Raw genomic sequence first — 22,199 nt, 5'->3', positions numbered from 1 at the left:
AGTCATGCAAGACCTCAATGACCTCCGGTTTTTTGTCGATGTGATCGAGCAGGGCGGCTTTGCTGCAGCCGCTCGAAAGCTCGGCGTGCCAAGATCGAAACTCAGCCGGCGCATAATCCAGTTGGAAGAGCGTCTCGGCGTTCGTCTGATTCAACGTTCCACGCGACAATTTGCGGTGACCGAGATTGGCCGCGAATACTACCGCCATTGTCTCGCCATGACGGTGGAGGCTGACGCGGCGCAAGAGGTTATCGACCGCACGCGCTCGGGGCCTCAGGGTATTGTGCGCATCAGTTGTCCTTCGTCGGTGATCTATTTTCAGCTCGGCGAGATGATTGCCCGTTTTATGGCCAAATATCCCAAAGTGGAAGTCCTGCTGGAAAGCACCAACCGGCGTGTCGACGTTATCCGTGAAGGTTTCGATCTCGCTGTCCGTGTGCGTTTTCCACCGCTGGATGACAGCGATCTGGTGATCCGCAAATTGGCCGACAGCACCCAGCGTCTGGTTGCCAGCCCGGTTCTTTTGCAAGGTTTATCCCGGTCTCCCGTTCCAGCCGATCTTGCCGTGTTGCCGAGCCTCGCCTGGGAACCGGCAAGATCCGAGCACGATTGGTGTCTTGATGGTCCAAACGGTGCCTCAGCCGTCGTTCGGCATAATCCCCGTCTTGTCACGGAGGATATGATGGCCCTGCGTTTTGCGGCGCTTCGCGGCGTTGGCGTCTGTCAGTTCCCGACATTCATGATCAGGGACGACGTGCAGGCCGGAAGGCTGGTGGATATCCTTCCCGATTGGGCTCCAAGGTCGGGCATCATCCACGCCGCCTTTCCATCGAGACGAGGGCTGCTGCCTTCCGTGCGGACGCTTCTGGATTTCCTTGCGGAGGAATATTCCAGTGTTGATCGATCGGAGGGTCCCAACGAACAGCTGCTTTCCGTCGACAATGAATGATGGCGGCTGCCCATCATCGAAAAGTTGGCCTCGGCAACCTGAGGGCGGTTTTTTAAGCAATCGCGTAAAATTCCTCACCACTGTGGAATGAGATATGGACGGCCACCACGGCCCGCGCTATCCCTTGTCTTCATGGAAAAAGGTGGCTCACCTTAACCGGAGGCTTCAGGGTGTAAGCGGCGGGCATCTCTGCGCAAGAGTTGAAACCGTGGCGGCGCCGGTCAATTTTTAATAGCTTGGCTTTTCAACTTCTACTTTTACTGCATGTCCCCCATCCAATCCCGCTCATAGGCACTGGATCTGTTCATGTCGTTCCTCACCGATCCCATCATCGCCCTGTTCCTGTCGCTTGCACTTGGTTTTCTGATTGGCAAACTACGCGTTGGCCCGATCCAGCTTGGTGGGACCTGCGGAACACTGTTTGTCGCCTTGGCAATCGGCCAATTCGGGGTGCGGGTTGATCCTGATCTGAAGAACGCGGCATTCGCCCTTTTCATCTATGCGCTTGGCTTCTCGGCCGGCCCCCAGTTTTTCACCAATATCCGCGGCGGATGGCGCTACGGTATTTTTTCGTTCATCGAGGTTATCTGTGTCCTCGTGCTGCTGGCCATCGCGGTACTTCTCTTCCATTTCGACGTCGGTACCGCATCAGGGCTTTTTGCAGGAGCCGCGACAGAATCCGCTGTTGTTGGCACAGCATCGGAAGCGATTGCCCGTCTTGCGATTTCTACGCCAGAGATCGAACAGCTGCAGGCCAATATCGCAACGGCCTACAGCCTCACCTATCTCTTCGGTCTCATCGCGATCGTGGTTTTCACGACGCAGATTGCCCCGTTGCTGTTGAAGATCGATCTGCGGAAAGAAGCGCAGGAACTCGCGCGCAAACTGGGATCGACCGACGATGATGAGGAGCAGGCAGAAGGCCTCCCGGCCTTTGTTGGCCGCGCCTATCGCGTTGGCGGTGCGGCCGGTCAGACAGTCGGAAATTTTGAAAAAAGCCGGGGATGGGCAATTGCCATCGAGCGTCTGCAGCGCGGCAGCGATATTCTTGAAACCACCCCGGACTTTCTGCTGGAGCCTGACGATATCGTGTTCGTCCGGGGGCGCCGCAACGCGGTAATTGCCGTGCGGGACAGGCTCGGTGACGAAGTACCCGTTCCGCAAGGCACAAACTTTACGCTTGCAACCCGCGATGTGGTTTTGGTGCGAAAGGAAGTTTTCGGCCGTCAGATTCGGCAATTGAGGCAAATGGCCTCGGCTGAATTGCAGCGCGGCATCTTCATATCCCATGTTCGGCGCATGGGGCAAAACATCCCGGCACTTTCCGGCACAATTTTGCAACACGGGGATATCGTCACTCTTTACGGCCCGGAACTTGCCATCGAACGCGCTGCGCACGAACTCGGAAAACCCGTGCCTCCGGGCGAGCGTACCGATTTCATATTTCTCGGCCTTGGGCTCGCAATCGGGCTCGTTATCGGGCATTTCCATTTTAAGATTGGCGCCCTTGAACTGGGGCTCGGTGCGGGCGGCGGCGCCTTGATTTCCGGGCTTGTCTTCGGTTGGCTGAATATGCGCAACCCGATGCGGGGTGGTCTGCCACCGGCCGCGGCCGAGTTCGCCAAGGAGTTTGGCCTCGCCACATTCATAGCAGCGATAGGCCTCAGTGCCGGCCCTGATGCCATCGATCTGATTATGGAATACGGCCTGATCCTGCCGGTGCTCGGAGTCCTTGTTTCGTTCCTGCCGGCCCTCGTTTCGCTGTTTGTTGGAACCAAGCTGATGAAGATCGAAGCACCGATTCTTCTCGGCATAATCGCCGGGCAGCATTGCAGCACCCCAACCATCAGCGCCCTCGTTTCGCAGGCCGGAAACTCTACGCCCGTGATCGGCTATACGGTCACATATGCGATCTCCAACGTTCTGCTGCCGCTGATGGGGCCGGTCGTGGTTGGGTTGGTCATGGCGCTGACAGGTTAGTTGGCGTCTGACGGATTATCTGTCGCGGTTGGCTGCGATACAAGGTCCCAGGGCGGGAGAACGGGCCGCGCGGCAAGGTGGCTTTCTCTCCCGGAACGACCCGCTTTTTCGGGCATGAATATCGCTATTCTCGATACTGAGGCCCCTCACGACAATGTTACGAATTTGTAATGCAGCGGCCGGTGCTTGCTCCCTTGAAAAGCCACATTTGGAACCACAAATGATAACCAACGGCACCTGAACGCGCCGTCATCTGGTTAAAGGCCTGTCCCCCGCCGAAGCCAGATGTAAGGACAAAGGCCTATCCCCCCTCTCCGGGCCTTTGTCCAATTTATAACAAAAACCGCCGTGGCCCCGCCTCCGCCATGGCGGTTTTTGTTTGCGCTCCCGGCAAGCATCACATCCGTGTGAAATCCTATTGTCTGCCGGTCCATCGCCCGCAATGTAACTTGTGTTCCAGCTTGGGGAGAGGTACCCATAGACATGGCCTTCGACCGTATGGATTCAGCAACATACCTGTCCAGCCTTCTGGCGAAAAGTTTCTCCCGCGCCCTGCAGGAGAGAGGCCAGAAACTCGGCTTTGCCCCCGGCCAGTTTCCGGTTCTTCTGGAGCTGTGGAGCGAGGAGGGGCTGACCCAGAAGCAATTGCTCGACCGCCTCGACATCGAGCAGGCAACGATGGCCAACACTCTGGCCCGGATGGAGCGGGACGGTTTGGTGTTGCGGAAAAAGCACCCGACCGACAAGCGCGCGCAGCAGATTTTCCTGACAGCCAAGGCAAGGGAGATGGAGCGGGAGGCGAAAGAGGCAGCACTCGCCGCCGATCAATCGTTGTTGTCCGGTTTTCGCCATTTCGAACGGGAACTCATGCTCGAATACATGCGCATGGCGATCGCCAATGGCGCCCAGAGCTGATGCTGTTTGCTGTTCCAGTACGGCTATGATCCATCGATCAAAATATTTTGCTTAAATCCGTCGCCAACTTTGTCTAGGTTCCGCCGCGATAACAAGGATTCGATCATGACAGCCACGGCCAGCATTCTCACCCGCGCGGACGATAATCTCCCCAAGAGCCTTGAACGGCTTTTCGATCTGGTTCGTATCCAGTCGATCTCGACCGATCCGGCTTACAAGGCGGAGTGCCGCAAGGCGGCGGAGTGGCTGGTCGCCGAGTTGACGTCCCTGGGTTTCGACGCTTCGGTGCGCGACACGCCCGGTCATCCGATGGTGGTTGCCCATCACGCGGCCGGCAAGGCCGGTGCGCCGCACGTGCTGTTCTATGGCCACTACGATGTCCAGCCGGTCGACCCGCTCAATCTGTGGGACACGGCTCCGTTCGAACCGTCGATCAAGGAATTGGACGGTGGCCGCAAGGTCATTACGGGCCGTGGAACGGCTGACGACAAGGGCCAGCTCCTCACCTTCGTCGAGGCCTGCCGCGCCTTCAAGGAGGTCAACGGCTCTCTCCCTTGCGAAGTCACGATCCTGTTCGAGGGCGAGGAAGAATCCGGTTCGCCGTCGCTGAAGCCATTCCTGGAAGCCAACGCCGCCGAGCTGAAGGCAGATTACGCGCTGGTCTGCGATACCAATATGTGGGATCGGGACACTCCGGCCATTTCGGCTGGTCTGCGCGGCCTCGTCGGCGAGGAAATCGTGATCACCGCCGCTGACCGCGATCTGCATTCCGGCTATTTCGGTGGTGCCGCTGCCAACCCCATCCATATCCTGTCGCAGATCCTCGCCGGTCTGCACGACGAGACTGGCCGCGTCACGCTGGACGGTTTCTACGAAGGTGTCGAGGAAACCCCGACACAGATCAAGGCCGCCTGGGACACGTTGGGCATGACGACGGAAAAATTCCTCGGCGAGATCGGCCTGTCGATTCCATCCGGCGAAAAGGGCCGTTCGGTCATGGAGCTGACCTGGGCAAGGCCGACGGCAGAAGTCAACGGCATCTGGGGCGGCTATACCGGCGAAGGCTTCAAGACCGTGATTGCGGCGCAGGCGTCCGCCAAAGTCTCCTTCCGCCTTGTCGGCGCCCAGAACCCCGACAAGATCCGTGCGGCGTTTCGCGCTTATGTCACGTCGAAAATTCCAGCCGATTGCTCGGTCGAATTTCACAAGCATGGCGGCTCGCCGGCAATCCAGCTGCCTTATGATTCCGCCCTGCTGAACACCGCAAAAACGGCGCTTTCCGACGAATGGCCGAAGCCGGCTGTTCTGATCGGCATGGGTGGATCGATCCCGATTGTCGGCGATTTCCAGAAGATGCTCGGCATGGAATCGCTTCTGGTGGGCTTTGGCCTGTCGGATGACCGGATTCATTCGCCAAACGAGAAGTATGAGCTGCAGTCCTTCCACAAGGGCATCCGCTCCTGGATCCGGATTCTCGACGCGCTTGCCGCTTGAGCATGACGTCTGTTAACGGTTAGCACCCTTGACCGGGCCGGTCGGGGGTGGTCTTTTCGTCCAGATGACATTTTGCCAGCTACAGATTTCAAGAATACTTGCCTCATGAAAACGGTACGCAAACTTGCCTGGCCGGTAATTGGGCTCGCCGCGATCGTGTTTTCGCTTTATGGCCTCTATCACGAGCTCCATGGCCTTTCGGCCGCCGATTTCATGGATAGCCTGAAGGCCGTATCGCTGAAGAGCTGGCTATTGGCCGCCGCCGCAACGCTTGCCGCCTATGCGGCGCTGGCAGCCTACGATCATCTGGCGCTTGAGCATCTCGGCCACAGGATTTCGCTCTGGTTCATCACCATCTGCTCTTTCACCGCCTATGCGCTGTCGCATACGGTGGGGGCGTCGGTCTTTTCCGGCGCCGTCGTGCGGTATCGCGCCTATGGATCGAAGGGGCTCACCGCCGGGGAGACCGGCATTCTCGTCGCGTTCTGCTCTTTCACATTCGCGCTCGGCACGCTGATGTTGGCCGCCATCGTGCTTTTGGTCGAGCCCGAAATCACCACCCGTTTCGCCGCGTTCCTGCCGATCGGCGCATCCATTTCAACTGGATTGATCATTCTTGCACTGATCGCGCTTTATGTCGTCGGTAGTCTTGTCGGGTTCCGGCCGCTGCATACCCGCTGGTTCCGGCTGGAATATCCGAAACCATCATTGGCGCTGCGTCAGCTGGTAATCGCCCCCGTCGAATTGATCGCCGCTGCCGCGATCATCTATTTCGCCCTGCCGGAGGCCGGAAATCCCGGCTACATGGTGATCCTCGGGGTGTTTCTCGCCTCGTTCTCGGCAGCGCTTCTGTCGCATGCGCCGGGTGGCCTTGGCGTTCTGGAGCTGGTGTTTATCGCAGCCCTGCCTGAAATGGATCCGGCTGGTGTGCTTGCCGGGCTTGCCATCTTCCGCCTGTTCTATCTGATCGTACCGTTCCTGATCGCACTCGCCGTCGTGGTCATTTTCGAGCGGGGCCAGTTCCTCGCGGGGCGCAAGGCCGAGGTGAGTGAAAAGAACGGCGGCTGAGCCGGCCCTTGTCCTATGACGGCGGGTGGCAGATTTTCGGCAGCGCGTTTTCCAAGGGGCCAGCGACTTTTTCAAGCTCGGCGCTTTCGATAAGCAGCGGCGAGAATGGCGGTTCCTGAATGGCGGCATTTGCGATGCGGGTAATGTAGCAGCCGGCGAAGATCTTTTCCTTGCCGCCTTTCTCCGTCGATTTGATCGCAACCGGCACTGGCGCATAGATGCTGCCGGCAGCCCCTTCCTGCGTCACGGAACCGGTCAGCACTTGAACGTCCACAGTCTTGGCATAGCCTTGTACGAACGACTCGTAGCTATCGGCTGGTTCGCTGAAATAGCTGTAGGCGCGGGCATATTCGTGGCGGTTGATGGCATTGTAGAGCGAGCGCACGAGAGCAGGGCCATCCGAGCGATCATCGACATAAGCTACCTGATCCTGAGCGCTGGCATACACGGCGGAGCTCGCCAGAACCGCTACCGTCGAAAGAGAAATGAGAATGGCTTTCATGCACACGCCTCCTGTTGTTCACAGTGAGTTTCAACGGGGATAAGGCGATTTGAAGGTGCAGGACGGTTTCAGCCAAACAAAACCGCGGAGCCTGAAAGCGGGCGCTGGAAAAGCACGGCCCAGAAAAACAAAAAGGCCGGGAAAACCCGACCTTTCACAACGCGCTTCGACACTCTGCCAGTACATCCGTGGTCAACCGCGGAAGCGCATTTCTCCGGCGCGGATTATCGCGCCAGATTTGGTATTAAGCAGCCTGCAGGTTGTCTGCAGACATCTTGCCGGACTTGCGGTCCTTGACGAGCTCGAAGCTGATCTTCTGGCCGTCATTGAGGCCACGCATGCCAGCGCGCTCGACAGCAGAGATGTGGACGAAAACGTCCTGGCTGCCGTCGTCCGGCTGAATGAAGCCGAAGCCCTTTGTGGAGTTAAACCATTTTACTGTGCCAGTGGCCATAACGATCCCTTTCTCTAGCAAATTATGTTGAACCATCCCGTAAACGTTACGGAAAAGCTTTTGTTCGAATCTGAAGGAAAGTTCGTCCGATTGCGCGCAAAGTCGCAAAAACCAAAGTCATCTAACAAATATCGACCAAAGCTCAGATAGGTTGCCGGGGTCAGATAGTCAAGTTTTATTATTCCTGTTTTGCATCGGCCATTGATTTCATTCAGTTTTATACGGCGCAGAGTCGAGATTTCATTGGGTTTATTTTTACATGAAGACACCGGTTGAGGTTGCATTTGTCCGGATGCGAAAAGGGTGACGATGTTTTTGCAGGTCTGGAGAATTGATTTTTCCTTGTCCCGCATCATGTTCATCGGAGGAGCTCATCCCATCGCTCCTTGATGGAGGACTGACGATGCCGAAATTGGTGATTGCCGCAGTGTGCGCGTCCCTGCTTGCCCTGTCCGGATGCGGCAATACAGTGCGGGGCATGAAGCAGGATGGTGTACAGACAAGCAATGCCTTGGATGACGCAACACACCGGATCGCGCGCGCCAACACCAACTGATGTTTCGCACGCGCTCTCTTCTGCTATTCAACCCCGGAAAAGCTCGTTCTGTCCGGCTATGGCTGTTCGCGCGTACCCGGCGTACTTTCGCGTTGATCCGCATCCTCAAGATCGGATTTCACGATAAATGTGTCGGCGTGTTCACGGGCTGCTTCGCGCATGACGCCGGGGCTTGCAGGATCACCAGTTCTGTTGCTGGTATCGAGGTCATCGATTTCGCGCTCGGCCTGCGCCCAGTGATCGTCCTGTTTTCCTTCCGGAGAACCTTCATCGAGCCATAGTTGATAGGCTCGCTGCCGGATTCTGCTTTCTCTGTCGATGTCCATGACTGCCTCCGGTGCGTTGCAAAAGGGGTTCAGCTCGGTTGATGGCGGAACGTGGGAACAAAAAGACCGGCAAGCCTCTTCAACGCCTGCGGCCGTCGCGGCGTTTCCGGCAATTCCCGTATATTTTTCAACATAGATCGCCGGCGCGCAGACAGATCAAACGCTTTTTCGGCTTCCGACAGAAGTTCGTCATTTTCTGAACTGAGATGATAGATTTGACCCACGGAACTCCCCTTGTCGTTTGACGCAAAACAGCTTTCGGACAGGAAAGTTCCATGACGCCATATGAAAAAGGCCTCAATGAAGAGGCCTTTCAGTCAGGTCGGCGCATTCGCCGGTTCGATCATTACCAATATCGGCGACGCACCGGCTCGGGCTCTTGCCGCGAGGCGGCACCCAGCAGAAAGCCAATCGCTCCGCCAACCAGCAACGCGACAGTCAGCGCGCTACCCGCGGCGGCCGGATGTTCACGTGCTGTCTGCGCAATGGCGCTGCCTTCCGCGCGCGCCACGTGTGCCGCCTTTTTCGCGATAGGTGTTGCGGCCTCCACGACGCCGGACGCACGTTCGCGAACGTCACTATAGGCCTGCGCGCTCTGAGCGCTGACGATTTTGGAAAGGCGGGCCACTTCGGCGCGCAATGATTCAAGGTCACTATTGGTTGGTTCGGCCATCATCGGTTCTCCTGTTGCCACCTGCCAAACGAATTGGCAGACGGAATGGTTCCCAAGAACGGAAAGCCTCTTGGGCGGCGCATCAATTCCGGCGCGCCGCCCACAGGGTGTCGCGGTTAAAGGCTCACGCGCCTTGCATGTTTGTCGGCGGTCTTTTTGTCGCCAGCTGCCTGGTCAAGGATATCTCGGGCATCCTCCACCGATATCCGGTGCTTCTTTGCGAAAGAGATCGGTTCGTATGGCTTGTCTGATGAAGTCGACATTGATGGTCTCCTTGGATCGTTGTTTTAGGCCCGCTTCACGTCACAAACGCGACCTTTCCGTCGGGAGACGGTTTAACTGCAGGGCAATAGGCTGGGTCGGGGAATTGAGGACACGCTTGCCGCATGTCCCAAATCCGGTGCGCGGTTTTGAGTTGGCCGCGCTGAAGCGATGGAATTGCTTCAGGCACCGCAGTCGGTGCTGGATCATTACATGGCGATTGCTGCCGCATTCCGCAAGTGCACCTGCGCTTCCAGGATGTGGCGGTGCGTGATAGCGTGCAGTTAACGCCCCCTTAAATCGCCGCATTTACACTTCATCGCACGGGGCGAAATCGTGCGTTGCGGCTTGTATGCTGTCTGCGCTCCCCAAGACAAGCTGGAGCAGACCCACCCCGACATGGCAGGAAACCGGACTTCAGAGCAGAGGATAGAACCTTCCTTCGAGGGTGGACGCGGTCGTGATGACGGCGAACTGCGCATGACTGCTGGTGAGCGTGTCAGTGGCGGCGGCAAAAAATCCACTGGGTCAAAGCCTGCGGCCAGGAAGGCCAAGGCACGGAAGGATCGCGGGCGTGGCGGGTCGCGTGGCGGCGGCGGTTTGACGGGCCTGATCCGGTCGCTGGTTTACTGGTGTGTCGTTATCGGTATCTGGGGCGCCATCGGCGTCGGCGGGCTGGTGCTCTATTACGGATCGCGCATGCCGAGCGCCACCACCTGGGCCATTCCGGACCGGCCGCCGAACGTCAAGATCCTCGCCGTCAACGGCGATATCATTGCCAATCGCGGTGCTACCGGTGGCGAGGCGCTGTCGCTCGAAAACATGTCGCCGTATATTCCGCAGGCGGTCATTGCCATCGAGGACCGGCGTTTCTACTCGCATTTCGGTGTCGATCCGCTCGGTCTGGCGCGCGCAATGCTGACCAATGTCACCACCGGACGCATGGTGCAGGGCGGCTCGACAATCACTCAGCAGCTGGCCAAGAACCTGTTCCTGTCGCCGGAGCGCACGCTGGAGCGCAAGGTACAGGAAGTGCTGCTCTCGGTCTGGCTGGAACAGAAATACACCAAGGACCAGATCCTTGCGATGTATCTCAACCGTGTGTTCTTCGGGTCGAACGCCTATGGCGTCGAAGCAGCCTCGCGGCGTTATTTCAACAAGTCCGCACGTGATGTGAACCTGGGCGAGGCCGCACTGCTTGCCGGGTTGCTGAAAGCGCCTTCGCGCCTGTCGCCGGCGCGTGATCCAAAAGCTGCGGAAGAGCGGGCTCAGGTCGTCCTCGGCGCCATGCGCGAGGAAGGCTTCATTACCGATAGCGAGATCAAGACTGCGATGTCGCAGACGCCGACCAAGGCGAAGAGCTTCTGGTCCGGTGCGCAATATTATGTTGCCGACATGGTCATGGACCAGCTGCCGGGCATGGTCGGCGAAATCAGCCAGGATCTGATCGTCGATACCACGCTCGATCTCAATCTGGAAAAGAAGGCCGAGGAAACGCTGGCTGAAAGCCTCGATGCATCGGGGCAGAAGCTGGATGTCTCGCAGGCAGCGCTGGTCTCGATCGATGGCACCGGTGCCATCCGCGCCCTCGTTGGTGGCCGTGATTATGCCGAAAGCCAGTTTGACCGCGCGGTCAAGGCGAGGCGCCAGCCGGGTTCGGCCTTCAAGCCCTTCGTCTATGCTGCCGCGATGGAAATCGGCCGCACGCCGATGTCGATCCGCAACGATGCGCCGGTCCGGATAGGCAACTGGACGCCGGAGAATTACGATCAGAAATATCGCGGCGAGGTTTCGCTCGCCAATGCTCTAGCCAATTCGCTCAACACCATCGCTGCCCAGCTGGTGATGGAAGTGGGGCCGCAGAATGTCATCAAGCTGGCGCGCCGGCTCGGCATCGAATCCGAAATGCAGTCCAATGCGTCGATCGCGCTCGGAACGTCGGAGGTCAGCCTTGTCGAATTGACGTCGGCTTATGCCCCGTTCATGAATGGCGGTTTCAAAGCGACGCCGCATGTGATCCGTCGGATTTCGACCGCCGACGGCACCGTGCTCTATGAAAATACCTATGACAATCCGCCAAGGGTCCTGGATCCGGCCGTTGTCAGCGAAATGAACCAGATGATGGTCGGCGTGATCGACCATGGCACCGGCAAGGCCGCCCGGCTGAAGGGCTGGCAGGCAGCCGGCAAATCAGGCACCACCCAGTCTTTCCGCGACGCTCTGTTCGTCGGCTTCACCAGCAACCTGACCACCGGCGTCTGGTTCGGCAATGATGACGGCAAGTCGATGAAGAAGGTCACTGGCGGCGGCCTTCCGGCCAAGGCCTGGCATGATTTCATGACGGCGGCCCACGAGGGCCTGTCGCCTTCACCGGTCTTTGGTACGACCGGGATCCAGCCGACATTCGACGACAATCAGGCCGCGCCCGAAAGCGTTGGCGATGTTATCTCCGGAACGTTCGGCAATGGAGCGGCGGATGAATTTCCGCAGGCACCCGTTGCCAACGGACAGACGGCTGGCACGCAGGATTTCGATCAGCCGGCGCAGGCGGCAAATTCCGGGCTTACGCCACCGGCCGATGTCGGCGAGACCACTGGTGCGACCCGACGCACGACGCTGTTCGACATCCTGACCGGCGGTTGAGCCGCAACCGCCGTTTGGTGCTCATGACGATGGGGACTATGTATGACCGAGGCAATTTGAACAGTCGCTATCCCCAGGCGATGATAACGTTTTCCGGCTCGCTGGGGTGATCGATCCAGACACGAATCCGAGTTTTCGCGGACGGTACGCGTGAAGCAGCGAATTGAGGGTTATTTGCATCAAATAAAATGATCTCGTTGTTGGGGGTGTTCAGAATGCCGTCGAAATCCGGATTTCTTGCCTCCGTGATCTCGGAGATTGGTCCGAACGTAACGTCCGTGTCCCCGTCGTTCCAATAGAGCGCGGGAATGAGAATGCAGTCTTTTGACGAAAGGACACCTCGCCTATCCATGTGCGTCGGAATATCGACATTTCGACGGCCTGCAACGTAAAAGCTCACATATTCCGGAGCGATCGACAGGTGTTGCACGGTCATGGTGTCAAAATCTCCTTTTCGATAAAAGTCCACCTTGTGATTGACTGCACGACCAGTAATGTGGGTAAATTCGACTCGGTCTGCCTACTGTTTTTGGGATCTGATGGTCGCCAATAAAATGACCGCGCTTGGTTCCCGTTGTCCTTATACCACACCAGTGGCATCCGTAGGTACGGCCGATGCGGTCGATTTCCGCCTGTTCACTCCTGGTCAGCCGCCTGTTGGTTGCTGGCGCCACAATCCACTCCCTTGCAAAGGGTCCGATGCCGATCCGCGGCAGCCTCAACTGGAGTGCACGGAGCATCGCCTCCTGTGCTACGGATTCATTGGCTCGTATCAGCCCCTCGACCGTTTCGTAGGCTTGCGGGGGCGGCCGCCAGTTTGGCTCACGTCTTTGAACGGCGCGTAACGCTTCCTGCATCCGGCCGATACTGACCGCCAGCCGCGCTTCCTGCCCGGGCGTGACGGGATGCCATCTGTCGAGAATACGGACTTGTCCCGCGCCACGAGGCCCGCGGCGGCTGACGCGGATCGGGCGGCTTTCGGAGCCGTCTCCGACCCATTGCCCGCCGTCGGGATTGCCGGCCGGCACCCGCGGCTGCTCGGGGCGAAAACCGGCCTTCCATTCTAGGCATTAAGCCAGCGCTCGAAATTCGACGGCCATCGCCGCCTGCCGGTAGCTCAGTTGTCGCAGGCTCAGATCTGCCGGTTCTATCGAAATCATTGGCCACGCCATCCGCTTTCAATTCAGTCGGACAATTGTGCGTGGTGCAGAGACGGCGGGGATAAATTCAGGCTGGAAAAAAGGCGGTGAAACGCCTATCTTCCGGTCAACCCAATGAACCTGCGATGATTTTTCCGCAGCAGACGATCACGTCGATACCGCCATGTCTGCTGGACGTCCCCGCTGTTCTGGAGCGGGAACCGCAATCGCCTTGTAGAAAGGATTGCTGATTTCGGTAATGGCGCGCGATGCTTCGTCATAATAGACGTTGATTTCCTCGGCTTCGTGGCGTTCTCATGCCTTGCAGTCCGAAACACTGGTCCTTATATACGCCCCATCACCGCAGTTTTCGCTGCGAATATTCCACAGACCATCCCGTTAGGGGCTGTCGCATGAATGCCTGACCGGGTTCTGACAGTCCGCTGCAAGGAGAGAACGACATGGCTAAAGTAATCGGTATTGACTTGGGAACGACCAACTCCTGCGTCTCCGTCATGGACGGCAAGGACGCGAAGGTCATTGAGAATGCAGAAGGTGCGCGCACCACGCCGTCGATCATCGCGTTCAACGACGATGGCGAGCGTCTGGCAGGCCAGCCGGCCAAGCGCCAGGCCGTCACCAATCCTGAAAATACGCTGTTTGCCGTCAAGCGCCTGATTGGCCGCCGTTACGACGACAAGCTCGTTGAAAAGGACAAGGCCCTTGTGCCTTACAAGATCGTCAAGGGCGATAATGGCGACGCATGGGTTGAAGCGCAGGGCAAGGGTTATTCCCCCTCACAGATCTCCGCCATGATCCTTCAGAAGATGAAGGAAACCGCAGAATCCTATCTCGGTGAAAAGGTCACGCAGGCCGTCATCACCGTTCCGGCCTACTTCAACGACGCGCAGCGCCAGGCAACCAAGGATGCCGGCCGTATCGCCGGTCTTGAAGTGTTGCGTATCATCAACGAGCCGACTGCAGCAGCTCTGGCTTACGGCCTCGACAAGAAGGACGGCAAGACCATCGCCGTTTATGACTTGGGTGGTGGTACGTTCGATATCTCGGTTCTGGAAATCGGCGACGGCGTCTTCGAAGTGAAGTCCACCAACGGCGACACCTTCCTCGGCGGTGAAGACTTCGACATGCGTCTGGTCGAATACCTCGCAGCTGAGTTCAAGAAGGACCAGGGCATCGACCTGAAGAATGACAAGCTTGCTCTGCAGCGCCTCAAGGAAGCTGCCGAAAAGGCCAAGATCGAACTGTCCTCGTCGCAGCAGACCGAAATCAACCTGCCGTTCATCACGGCTGATGCGACCGGTCCCAAGCACCTGACCATGAAGCTGTCGCGCGCCAAGTTCGAAAGCCTGGTCGACGAGCTGGTTCAGCGCACCGTTGCACCATGCAAGGCAGCCCTCAAGGATGCCGGCGTGACGGCAGCCGAGATCGACGAAGTCGTTCTGGTCGGCGGCATGAGCCGCATGCCGAAGGTACAGGAAGTCGTCAAGCAGCTGTTCGGCAAGGAGCCGCACAAGGGCGTCAACCCGGATGAAGTCGTCGCCATGGGCGCCGCCATCCAGGCCGGCGTTCTGCAGGGCGACGTCAAGGACGTTCTGCTGCTCGACGTGACCCCGCTGTCGCTCGGCATCGAAACGCTCGGTGGCGTGTTCACCCGCCTGATCGAACGCAATACGACGATCCCGACGAAGAAGAGCCAAACCTTCTCGACGGCCGAAGACAGCCAGAATGCCGTCACCATCCGCGTTTCACAGGGCGAGCGCGAAATGGCTGCCGACAACAAGCTGCTTGGCCAGTTCGACCTGGTTGGCATTCCGCCGGCACCGCGTGGCGTTCCGCAGATCGAAGTCACCTTCGATATCGACGCCAACGGTATCGTGCAGGTTTCGGCCAAGGACAAGGGTACCGGCAAGGAACATCAGATCCGGATCCAGGCATCGGGCGGTCTGTCCGACGCGGATATCGAGAAGATGGTCAAGGACGCCGAGGCCAATGCCGAGAACGACAAGAAGCGCCGTGAAGGTGTAGAAGCGAAGAACCAGGCTGAAAGCCTGATCCATTCGTCGGAAAAGTCGCTGAAGGAATTTGGCGACAAGGTCACGGAAGCCGAGCGCACTGCGATCTCCGATGCGATCGCTTCGCTGAAGACGGCCGTCGAAGCCTCCGAGCCGGACGCTGAAGACATCAAGGCGAAGACGCAGACGCTCCTCGAAGCCTCGATGAAGCTGGGTCAGGCAATGTACGAATCGCAGCAGACCGAAGCGGCCAATGCTGATGCACAGGCTGATGCGGCCCGCGACGGCGATATCGTCGATGCCGACTATGAAGAAGTCAAGGACGAGGACGACCGCAAGAAGTCCGCCTAATTCTTCTTCGAATACCTCTCGAAAGCCCGGAGCCGCAAGCTCCGGGCTTTTCTGTTTTCGGCATCTATCGTGCCACAACGGGACCAGCGATCGGCATGATTAGGCGTTAAAGTCGCGAGGGGAGCCGGGCCCAACCTTGCGGCAAGGCAAAAGCCAAAGATAAAGCCGCCTGATTCTGTGCTTTTCCGACAAAAAGCGGCCGGGATCGTGTATTGCCTATGGTATCGCGCTTGAAGGTTTACTAAATCCTGTTGCAAGGAAATTTGGCGACCGCCGGGCAGCCGGTTTTGACGCGCCTATTCAACAGGACAATCTGCAAGTATGAAACGTGATCTTTACGAAACGCTCGGCGTTGCGAAAACAGCAGACGAGAAAGAGCTCAAGAGCGCTTTCCGCAAACTCGCAATGAAGTATCATCCGGACAAGAACCCTGGCGATGCGGAAGCTGAAAAGACGTTCAAGGAGATCAGCCTCGCCTATGAGATGCTCAAGGACCCGCAGAAGCGGGCAGCCTATGACCGTTATGGCCATGCGGCGTTCGAACAGGGCGGCATGGGTGGCGGTGGCGGCATGGGCGGTGGCGCCGGCGGTTTCTCCGATATCTTCGAAGACATCTTTGGCGAGATGATGGGCGGCGGCCGCCAGCGGCGTTCGTCCGGCGGCCGCGAGCGCGGTGCCGATCTTCGCTACAATATGGAAATCTCGCTGGAAGAGGCCTATGCCGGCAAGACGGCGCAGATTCGGGTTCCAACCTCGATTACCTGCGATGTCTGCACCGGCTCGGGCGCCAAGCCCGGCACCAAGCCGACAACCTGCGCCACCTGCCAGGGCTCCGGCCGCGTGCGTGCCGCTCAGGGCTTCTTCTCGATCGAGCGCACCTGCCCGACCTGTCAGGGCCGCGGTCAGACGATCGCTGATCCGTGTGGCAAGTGCCATGGCCAGGGCCGGATCACCGAAGAACGTTCGCTCTCGGTCAATATCCCGGCCGGCATCGAAGACGGCACCCGTATCCGTCTCTCTGGTGAAGGTGAAGCCGGTCTTCGCGGCGGGCCTTCAGGCGATCTCTATATCTTCCTCTCGGTCAAGCCGCATGAGTTCTACCAGCGCGATGGCGCCGATCTCTATTGCAGCGTGCCGATTTCGATGACGACAGCAGCCCTTGGCGGCAAGTTCGACGTGGCGACGCTCGACAATACCAAGTCGCGCGTCTCTGTGCCGGAAGGCACCCAGGCCGGCAAGCAGTTCCGCCTCAAGGGCAAGGGCATGCCGGTGCTGCGCTCCAGCCAGGTCGGCGATCTCTATATCCAGATCCAGATCGAAACGCCGCAGAAGCTGACCAAGCGTCAGCGCGAACTGCTGCGCGAATTCGAGGAACTGTCTTCCAAGGAAAACAATCCGGAATCAGCGGGCTTCTTCTCCCGCATGAAGGATTTCTTCGACATCGAGTAAGCACCGCGCTCGGCGACTGGCCGAACGGATAATCGGCCATATATGTTAGCCGGGGGCAGTCATGCCTCCGGCTTTTTCGTATGTGGCCTGCGGCGCAGGCGCGACATATCCCAACGCGAAAGGTGCATCATGACCTATGAGCTCTATTATTGGGATGGCATCCCCGGCCGGGGCGAGTTCGTCCGCCTGGCGCTGGAACAGGCCGGTGCTGATTATATCGACGTCGCCCGCAACGATGGCGGCATGGCCCGGATGATGGCGATGATGAAGACCAAGACGGCGGGTGTCACGCCGCTTGCTCCGCCCTTCCTGAAGGATGGAGATCTTGTCATCTCCCATGCCGCCAATATCCTGCTCTATCTCGGAAACCGGCTCGATCTCGGACCCGAGGACGAAGCCGGGCGGATAACGGCGCATGGCCTGCAGCTCGGCATCACCGATTTTGTCGCTGAAATCCACGACACCCACCATCCGATCGGCGTGTCGCTCTACTACGAGGACCAGAAGGACGAAGCGTTGCGGCGTTCCGAGAACTTTCGTGAAGAGCGCCTTCCGAAATTTCTTGGCTATTTCGAAAGGCAGCTCGCGAAGAACAGGCAAGGTGAGGTCCATGCCCTCGGCGGCACACTCACCTATCTCGACCTGTCGCTGTTCCACCTCATCGAAGGCCTGCGCTACGCTTTCCCAGCCGAGATGGAGGCGGTGGAACCGGATTACCCGCTTCTCGTGGCACTCAACGCGCAAGTCCGCGAACTACCGCGGATCAAGGCCTATCTGGCTTCAGAACGTCGGCTTGCCTTCAACGAGCGAGGTATCTTCCGCTATTATCCGGAGCTTGACCGGCAATAGGACCGGTCACTCCATGACCGCGCTATGGTCGATCGCCGGTGGCGCCTTCGGTTTGCGCAACAGGAAGACCAATGGCATCACCGCCAGCGACATGATCATCAAGAGCTTGAAGTCGTCCATATAGGCGATGATTGTCGCCTGTAGTGTGACGATACTGTCGAGTGAAGCGCGCCCGACGGCGGTCATCGGATCGAGCCCTGCAGCCGCCGGGGCCTGGAAGGCATGGTTGAACGGCGTCACATAGGCTGCAATCGATGCGTGGTTGATCTGGGTATTCTCGATCAGCAAGGCCGAGACGACGGCGATACCGACGCTGGAACCGATATTGCGGGAGAGATTGTAGAGCCCGGTGCCATCGCCGCGCATCTCGGCGGGCAGCGTCGCAAAGGCGATCGTGGTCAACGGCACAAACAGAAAGCCGAGACCAGCGCCCTGCACGAAGCCCACGGAAATGATCGTCCATTGCGAGACATTGGGTGTCCAGCCGATCATGTCATACATCGCCCAGGCGGTGATCGCGAGGCCGGTGAACAGCAGGATACGGGTATCGACCTTGCCGATCAGGCGGCCAACGACGAACATGCAGACCATGGTGCCCAGTCCGCGCGGCCCCATGACGATACCGGCGGTGACGACCGGATACCCCATCAGCGACTGCAGATAGGGCGTCATCAGCGCCAGCGAGGCCAGATAGGTAACGCCGACGACGAAGATGAACAGCATGCTGACGGCAAAGTTCTGATCGAGAAACAGGCGTGGGTTGATGAAGGATTTTTCCGTGGTCAGCGTGTGAATGATCAGCAGATAGAAAGCGCTGGCGCAAACGATGGCCTCGATCAGGATTTCGCCGGAGGAAAACCAGTCGAGCTGGCCGCCACGATCGAGGAAAAGCTGCAGCGAGGCGATGGCAAGACTGAGCATGCCGAAGCCGAACCAGTCGAGCTTCGCCTGCGTATCCAGCTTGGTTTCCTTGACGAAAATGCTGATACCGGCAAAGGCCAGCGCGCCGATCGGCACGTTGATGTAGAACACCCAGCGCCAGCTGATGTTTTCCGTCAGCCAACCGCCGATCACCGGCCCGAGCACCGGCCCGACCATGACCGAGACACCGAACAGCGCCATCGCCGAGCCACGCTCTTCGGTCGAATAGATGTCGAGCAGGATGCCTTGCGACAGGGGAACGAGCGCTGCGCCGAACAGGCCCTGCAGCAACCGGAAACCGACGATCTGCGGCAGCGATTGCGCGAGGCCGCAAAGCACGGAAGCGACGACGAAGCCGACGATCGCCACCAGCAGCACGCGCTTGCGGCCGAATTTTGCGGCCAGAAACCCGGATGGTGGCGTCATGATCGCGGCCGCGACGATGTAGGAGGTCAGCACCCAGTTGATCTGGTCGGCGCTTGCCGCCACGCTGCCCTGGATATAGGGCAGCGCCACATTGGCAATGGTCGTATCCAATGCCTGCATGATCACCGCAAGGATGATGCAGGCCGTGATGGCGCCGCGATTGGCGACAGGCGCCGTTGCCGCAGAAGCGATGCTGCTCATGGCAGTTACTCTTGCGCGTGGGCGGTCGAAAGGCCGAGAAGTTTCTGGATCATGTCCGGCAGGCCACGGGCACGGCCGGTATCGACGGCGACGAGCGTGCTCATGCCGACGCGCAGCGGCGGTTTGCCGGCGGTGTCATCGATGGTAACACGCATCGGAATGCGCTGCACGACCTTCACCCAGTTGCCAGACGTGTTCTGCGCCGGCAGCAGAGCAAAGCTCGCGCCGGAAGCCGGGCTGACGCTGGCGACCTTGCCCTTCCACTCGACACCCGGATAGGTATCGACCGTAATCGTCACTGGCTGGCCGGGTTTGACATAGGTAAGCTCGGTTTCCTTCGGATTGGCCGCGATCCACATGTTCTTGGTGGAGACCAGCGAGAAGGCCTGTTGCGCGGCCTCCAGATAGCTGCCGGGCTGCAGAGCGTTGACATTGGTCACCACACCGTCAAACGGTGCGCGCACCGTCGTGTCGTCCAGCTGGCGCTGCGCATCATCCACGGCTGATTTGGCTTCCAGATAGAGCGGGTTCTGTTCGATCGGCTGGTTGGCATCGCCACCCAGCTGCGCCAGCGTCGTTTCGGCCTGGGCCTTGGCGACAGTCACCTTCTGCTTGGCGGCGTCCAGATCATGCTTGGCCTGGTCATAGGTCGCGTGCGATGCGGCGGAGTTGGACATCAGCGTCTGCTGCCGGTCGAAGGCGGTCAGGTAATAGGGAACATCGGCCTCGACCTGGGCAATCTGCGCCAGTGTCTGGGCGTAGCTGGCCTTGAGGTTCAAAAGTTCGTTGCGGGAAGCGGCAAGCTTGGCCTCGGCGCCTTCCAGCGCAATGCGGAACGAATCCGCCTTGAGCTGGAACAGCACCTGCCCGGCCTTGACCTCTTCGTTCTCGTGCACATTGACGGAGGCAACCGTACCGGCGACGTCTGTGGAAACGCCGACCATGTCTGCCTGCAGGTAGGCGTTGTCGGTTTCCATGATCTGGCCGCCGGTCACATAAAAATAGCCGCCGGCAACGAGCGCGACTGGCAGCAGTGCAAACAGGATCGGGCGTTTCAGGCTGCGGCGGCGGCGAACGATGCCGGCGGCGGGCGCGGGGTCGGCCGATGCCGGAGGCGCGGTGTTGATCTTTGCTTCGGCCGTCACGCCTTCGGATGTTTCAAGCGCAGTGACATTGGCATTGGCGGGTACGCGGAGGGAGTCAGCCATGGTGAGTTTCTTTATCGGCCGGCGCGCGGCAGGCCTGCAGGAGGTTGGATTTCATCAGGTCGAGAATGGCGACGAGTTTTTCACGATCCTCGTCGGGTATGTCTTGCAAGGCTTCGGACCGCGTCGCGTCGCCAATGGCGCGCATGTCGGCCAACAGGCCGCGGGCGGGTTCGGTGGTGTAGAGAAGCGCGATACGGCGGTCTGTCTCATGCCGCCGACGCTCAACGAAGCCGCGATCGACAAGCTTGTCGAGCACCCGCATCAAAGTAATCGGTTCCACTTCCAGAAGTTCGGCAAGGCCGCTCTGGTGGATGCCTTCGTTGCGCGCCAGATAGGCGATCGTCTGCCATTGCGAGCGCGTCAGACCCATATGTTTCGCGCGTTGCTCGAACCGCTTGCGTAATAGCCGGGCGACATCGTGAAGCAGAAAACCCAGGGTAGGGGTGAGGTTCATGGGCTGTGCGCCATATTGTTAGCATGCATAAGATAAGCAATCTTATTTGAGTATTCGCACCTGCGCAATTAGGCATGTGTGCGATGCGGCAATTTTTCTGTCACAGTTCGGTGATGCGCGCCCCCATCGCCTTCTGTTTGGCGCGCTACGATGTTCCGCCTTGCCATCGGTCTCCTCTCGGCTTAGCTCTCACCGGAACACGCAACCGGATTCCCCATGCCGCATAAGGTTTCTCTTTCCCGTCTGAAGCTCAGCGATTTCCGCAATTATGCGGGACTGTCGCTCGACCTCGACACCCGTCATGTGGTGCTGACCGGCGAGAACGGGGCGGGCAAAACCAACCTGATGGAAGCCGTCTCTTTCCTGTCTCCCGGGCGCGGGCTGCGCCGTGCCGCCTATGCGGATGTGGCGCGGGTCGGTGCCGACACCGGATTTTCAGTGTTTGCAGAACTGGAAGGCATGGATGGCCCGGTCGAGATCGGTACGGGAACGGCAGGCGCCGAGGAAGGCCAGGCACGCCGTCTGCGCCTGAACGGCACACCGGCAAAGACGGTGGATGAATTGCTCGATCATCTGCGCGTGCTCTGGTTGACGCCGTCGATGGACGGCCTGTTCACGGGCGGCTCGGGCGATCGCCGCCGCTTTCTCGACCGGCTCGTCCTGTCGCTCGATCCGGAGCATGGCCGCCGCGCCACCGATTATGAGCGGGCCATGCGCAGCCGCAACAAGCTTTTGTCCGAGGGGCGTCCCGACCCGGTCTGGTTGACAGGCCTTGAACGGCAGATGGCCGAACTTGGTATCTCGATGGCCCTGGCGCGGCAGGAAATGCTCGGGCTTCTGGCCGGACTGGTCGACAAGAACCATGAAGGTGGCGTGTTCCCGGCCGCCGATCTGGCGCTCTCCGGCTTCTTCGATCGCGAATGGCATCGCCCGGCTTTCGATCTGGAAGAACAATATCTGGAGATGATGCGGGTTGGCCGATACCGCGACGCTGCCGCTGGCCGCACACTCGATGGCCCGCACCGCAGTGATCTGTTGATCCGCCATCGTGCCAAGAACATGGAGGCCGCGCGTTGCTCCACCGGCGAACAGAAAGCGCTTCTCGTCGGCCTGATCCTTGCGCATGCCCGTCTGGTCGGCAATATGACCGGCCACGCGCCGGTCCTGCTGCTCGATGAAATCGCTGCCCATCTCGACGAGGGCAGGCGGGCAGCGCTGTTCGATCTGGTCGACGATCTCGGCGGTCAGGCCTTCATGACCGGCACCGACCAGTCGATGTTTTCAGCTCTTGGCGAACGCGCGCGTTATCTCAACGTTGCCAACGGCACCGTTTCCGGGTGAGAGTTC

At 59.1% G+C, this 22,199-nt stretch carries 20 protein-coding genes; 11 read left to right on the top strand and 9 right to left on the bottom strand.

Going from position 1 to position 22,199, the window contains the following annotated elements; all coding sequences use genetic code 11:
- The first annotated feature begins 4 nt into the window (after positions 1-4).
- The 5 genes from ACSQ3J_RS08430 (at position 5) to ACSQ3J_RS08410 (ending at position 6,406) form a co-directional block, all read left to right on the top strand.
- A complete protein-coding gene (locus ACSQ3J_RS08430) occupies positions 5-949 on the top strand; it encodes a LysR family transcriptional regulator (protein WP_060502933.1) in 945 nt (314 codons plus the stop codon).
- A 306-nt stretch (positions 950-1,255) separates the two neighbouring features.
- Positions 1,256-2,929: an aspartate-alanine antiporter gene (gene aspT / locus ACSQ3J_RS08425; RefSeq protein ID WP_060512003.1), complete on the top strand. Its 1,674-nt coding sequence runs from the start codon at positions 1,256-1,258 to the stop codon at positions 2,927-2,929.
- A 483-nt stretch (positions 2,930-3,412) separates the two neighbouring features.
- Positions 3,413-3,844 (top strand): MarR family winged helix-turn-helix transcriptional regulator, encoded by a 432-nt coding sequence (locus ACSQ3J_RS08420; protein WP_060502931.1) that lies wholly within the window; start codon positions 3,413-3,415, stop codon positions 3,842-3,844.
- Positions 3,845-3,949: 105 nt separating this feature from the next.
- Positions 3,950-5,338, top strand: coding sequence for a dipeptidase (locus ACSQ3J_RS08415; RefSeq protein ID WP_060502982.1), 1,389 nt, complete (start codon positions 3,950-3,952; stop codon positions 5,336-5,338).
- Positions 5,339-5,443: 105 nt separating this feature from the next.
- Positions 5,444-6,406, top strand: coding sequence for a lysylphosphatidylglycerol synthase domain-containing protein (locus tag ACSQ3J_RS08410; RefSeq protein WP_060502930.1), 963 nt, complete (start codon positions 5,444-5,446; stop codon positions 6,404-6,406).
- Between the two features lie 13 nt (positions 6,407-6,419).
- On the opposite strand, the gene ACSQ3J_RS08405 is transcribed toward ACSQ3J_RS08410, so the two are convergent.
- The 3 genes from ACSQ3J_RS08405 to ACSQ3J_RS08395 form a co-directional block, all read right to left on the bottom strand.
- Complete coding sequence (locus tag ACSQ3J_RS08405; protein WP_060502929.1) at positions 6,420-6,908, bottom strand: hypothetical protein; 489 nt, start codon at positions 6,906-6,908, stop codon at positions 6,420-6,422.
- A gap of 244 nt (positions 6,909-7,152) precedes the next feature.
- Positions 7,153-7,362: a cold-shock protein gene (locus ACSQ3J_RS08400; protein WP_037103743.1), complete on the bottom strand. Its 210-nt coding sequence runs from the start codon at positions 7,360-7,362 to the stop codon at positions 7,153-7,155.
- A gap of 14 nt (positions 7,363-7,376) precedes the next feature.
- The gene (locus ACSQ3J_RS08395; protein ID WP_156393814.1) at positions 7,377-7,724 is read right to left on the bottom strand and encodes a hypothetical protein; all 348 of its coding nucleotides are present in this window, start codon (positions 7,722-7,724) and stop codon (positions 7,377-7,379) included.
- A gap of 41 nt (positions 7,725-7,765) precedes the next feature.
- On the opposite strand from ACSQ3J_RS08395, the gene ACSQ3J_RS08390 reads away from it, so the two are divergent.
- Entirely contained in the window at positions 7,766-7,918 is a 153-nt protein-coding gene (locus ACSQ3J_RS08390; RefSeq protein ID WP_060502928.1) for a hypothetical protein, read from the top strand.
- A gap of 56 nt (positions 7,919-7,974) precedes the next feature.
- Here ACSQ3J_RS08390 and ACSQ3J_RS08385 read toward each other — a convergent pair whose 3' ends face one another.
- Both ACSQ3J_RS08385 and ACSQ3J_RS08380 read right to left on the bottom strand, forming a co-directional pair.
- Complete coding sequence (locus tag ACSQ3J_RS08385) at positions 7,975-8,244, bottom strand: DUF2934 domain-containing protein (RefSeq protein WP_082512006.1); 270 nt, start codon at positions 8,242-8,244, stop codon at positions 7,975-7,977.
- 346 nt (positions 8,245-8,590) lie between these two features.
- Positions 8,591-8,920: a hypothetical protein gene (locus ACSQ3J_RS08380; protein WP_060502926.1), complete on the bottom strand. Its 330-nt coding sequence runs from the start codon at positions 8,918-8,920 to the stop codon at positions 8,591-8,593.
- 657 nt (positions 8,921-9,577) lie between these two features.
- On the opposite strand from ACSQ3J_RS08380, the gene ACSQ3J_RS08375 reads away from it, so the two are divergent.
- Complete coding sequence (locus tag ACSQ3J_RS08375) at positions 9,578-11,821, top strand: transglycosylase domain-containing protein (protein WP_060502925.1); 2,244 nt, start codon at positions 9,578-9,580, stop codon at positions 11,819-11,821.
- Positions 11,822-11,888: 67 nt separating this feature from the next.
- On the opposite strand, the gene ACSQ3J_RS08370 is transcribed toward ACSQ3J_RS08375, so the two are convergent.
- On the bottom strand, positions 11,889-12,257 hold the full coding sequence (locus tag ACSQ3J_RS08370) for a hypothetical protein (protein WP_060502924.1): 369 nt from the start codon (positions 12,255-12,257) through the stop codon (positions 11,889-11,891).
- A 1,164-nt stretch (positions 12,258-13,421) separates the two neighbouring features.
- Here ACSQ3J_RS08370 and dnaK point away from each other — a divergent pair.
- The 3 genes from dnaK (at position 13,422) to ACSQ3J_RS08355 (ending at position 17,642) form a co-directional block, all read left to right on the top strand.
- On the top strand, positions 13,422-15,344 hold the full coding sequence (gene dnaK / locus ACSQ3J_RS08365; protein WP_060502923.1) for a molecular chaperone DnaK: 1,923 nt from the start codon (positions 13,422-13,424) through the stop codon (positions 15,342-15,344).
- A 321-nt stretch (positions 15,345-15,665) separates the two neighbouring features.
- Positions 15,666-16,793, top strand: coding sequence for a molecular chaperone DnaJ (gene dnaJ / locus ACSQ3J_RS08360; protein ID WP_060502922.1), 1,128 nt, complete (start codon positions 15,666-15,668; stop codon positions 16,791-16,793).
- Between the two features lie 129 nt (positions 16,794-16,922).
- On the top strand, positions 16,923-17,642 hold the full coding sequence (locus ACSQ3J_RS08355) for a glutathione S-transferase (RefSeq protein ID WP_060502921.1): 720 nt from the start codon (positions 16,923-16,925) through the stop codon (positions 17,640-17,642).
- Positions 17,643-17,648: 6 nt separating this feature from the next.
- On the opposite strand, the gene ACSQ3J_RS08350 is transcribed toward ACSQ3J_RS08355, so the two are convergent.
- Genes ACSQ3J_RS08350 through ACSQ3J_RS08340 form a run of 3 tightly spaced genes read right to left on the bottom strand, consistent with a single transcriptional unit; the run spans position 17,649 to position 20,852 of the window.
- Entirely contained in the window at positions 17,649-19,190 is a 1,542-nt protein-coding gene (locus tag ACSQ3J_RS08350; RefSeq protein ID WP_060502920.1) for a DHA2 family efflux MFS transporter permease subunit, read from the bottom strand.
- Between the two features lie 5 nt (positions 19,191-19,195).
- Entirely contained in the window at positions 19,196-20,398 is a 1,203-nt protein-coding gene (locus tag ACSQ3J_RS08345; protein ID WP_436038951.1) for an HlyD family secretion protein, read from the bottom strand.
- The gene (locus ACSQ3J_RS08340) at positions 20,391-20,852 is read right to left on the bottom strand and encodes a MarR family winged helix-turn-helix transcriptional regulator (protein WP_060502918.1); all 462 of its coding nucleotides are present in this window, start codon (positions 20,850-20,852) and stop codon (positions 20,391-20,393) included. Before ACSQ3J_RS08340 ends, ACSQ3J_RS08345 begins: the two co-directional genes overlap by 8 nt.
- Positions 20,853-21,068: 216 nt before the next feature.
- Here ACSQ3J_RS08340 and recF point away from each other — a divergent pair, with 216 nt between their 5' ends.
- Positions 21,069-22,193 (top strand): DNA replication/repair protein RecF, encoded by a 1,125-nt coding sequence (gene recF / locus ACSQ3J_RS08335; RefSeq protein ID WP_060502917.1) that lies wholly within the window; start codon positions 21,069-21,071, stop codon positions 22,191-22,193.
- The last annotated feature ends 6 nt before the right edge of the window (positions 22,194-22,199 follow it).

Source organism: Rhizobium sp. LjRoot98, from assembly GCF_964252935.1.
Taxonomy (GTDB): domain Bacteria; phylum Pseudomonadota; class Alphaproteobacteria; order Rhizobiales; family Rhizobiaceae; genus Pararhizobium.
The sequence above is the reverse complement of the archived record's forward strand: the minus strand, read 5'-3'. Positions and strand labels throughout refer to the sequence as shown.

Bases quoted from the DNA above. Each gene is read 5' to 3' on its own strand.
- ACSQ3J_RS08345 (WP_436038951.1), bottom strand. From the start codon at position 20,398: ATGGCTGACTCCCTCCGCGTACCCGCCAATGCCAATGTCACTGCGCTT.
- ACSQ3J_RS08420 (WP_060502931.1), top strand. From the start codon at position 3,413: ATGGCCTTCGACCGTATGGATTCAGCAACATACCTGTCCAGCCTTCTG.
- ACSQ3J_RS08385 (WP_082512006.1), bottom strand. From the start codon at position 8,244: ATGGACATCGACAGAGAAAGCAGAATCCGGCAGCGAGCCTATCAACTA.
- ACSQ3J_RS08340 (WP_060502918.1), bottom strand. From the start codon at position 20,852: ATGAACCTCACCCCTACCCTGGGTTTTCTGCTTCACGATGTCGCCCGG.
- recF (WP_060502917.1), top strand. From the start codon at position 21,069: ATGCCGCATAAGGTTTCTCTTTCCCGTCTGAAGCTCAGCGATTTCCGC.
- ACSQ3J_RS08380 (WP_060502926.1), bottom strand. From the start codon at position 8,920: ATGATGGCCGAACCAACCAATAGTGACCTTGAATCATTGCGCGCCGAA.
- ACSQ3J_RS08415 (WP_060502982.1), top strand. From the start codon at position 3,950: ATGACAGCCACGGCCAGCATTCTCACCCGCGCGGACGATAATCTCCCC.
- dnaK (WP_060502923.1), top strand. From the start codon at position 13,422: ATGGCTAAAGTAATCGGTATTGACTTGGGAACGACCAACTCCTGCGTC.
- aspT (WP_060512003.1), top strand. From the start codon at position 1,256: ATGTCGTTCCTCACCGATCCCATCATCGCCCTGTTCCTGTCGCTTGCA.
- ACSQ3J_RS08430 (WP_060502933.1), top strand. From the start codon at position 5: ATGCAAGACCTCAATGACCTCCGGTTTTTTGTCGATGTGATCGAGCAG.
- ACSQ3J_RS08405 (WP_060502929.1), bottom strand. From the start codon at position 6,908: ATGAAAGCCATTCTCATTTCTCTTTCGACGGTAGCGGTTCTGGCGAGC.
- ACSQ3J_RS08370 (WP_060502924.1), bottom strand. From the start codon at position 12,257: ATGACCGTGCAACACCTGTCGATCGCTCCGGAATATGTGAGCTTTTAC.
- ACSQ3J_RS08410 (WP_060502930.1), top strand. From the start codon at position 5,444: ATGAAAACGGTACGCAAACTTGCCTGGCCGGTAATTGGGCTCGCCGCG.
- ACSQ3J_RS08350 (WP_060502920.1), bottom strand. From the start codon at position 19,190: ATGAGCAGCATCGCTTCTGCGGCAACGGCGCCTGTCGCCAATCGCGGC.
- dnaJ (WP_060502922.1), top strand. From the start codon at position 15,666: ATGAAACGTGATCTTTACGAAACGCTCGGCGTTGCGAAAACAGCAGAC.
- ACSQ3J_RS08395 (WP_156393814.1), bottom strand. From the start codon at position 7,724: ATGAACATGATGCGGGACAAGGAAAAATCAATTCTCCAGACCTGCAAA.
- ACSQ3J_RS08355 (WP_060502921.1), top strand. From the start codon at position 16,923: ATGACCTATGAGCTCTATTATTGGGATGGCATCCCCGGCCGGGGCGAG.
- ACSQ3J_RS08390 (WP_060502928.1), top strand. From the start codon at position 7,766: ATGCCGAAATTGGTGATTGCCGCAGTGTGCGCGTCCCTGCTTGCCCTG.
- ACSQ3J_RS08400 (WP_037103743.1), bottom strand. From the start codon at position 7,362: ATGGCCACTGGCACAGTAAAATGGTTTAACTCCACAAAGGGCTTCGGC.
- ACSQ3J_RS08375 (WP_060502925.1), top strand. From the start codon at position 9,578: ATGGCAGGAAACCGGACTTCAGAGCAGAGGATAGAACCTTCCTTCGAG.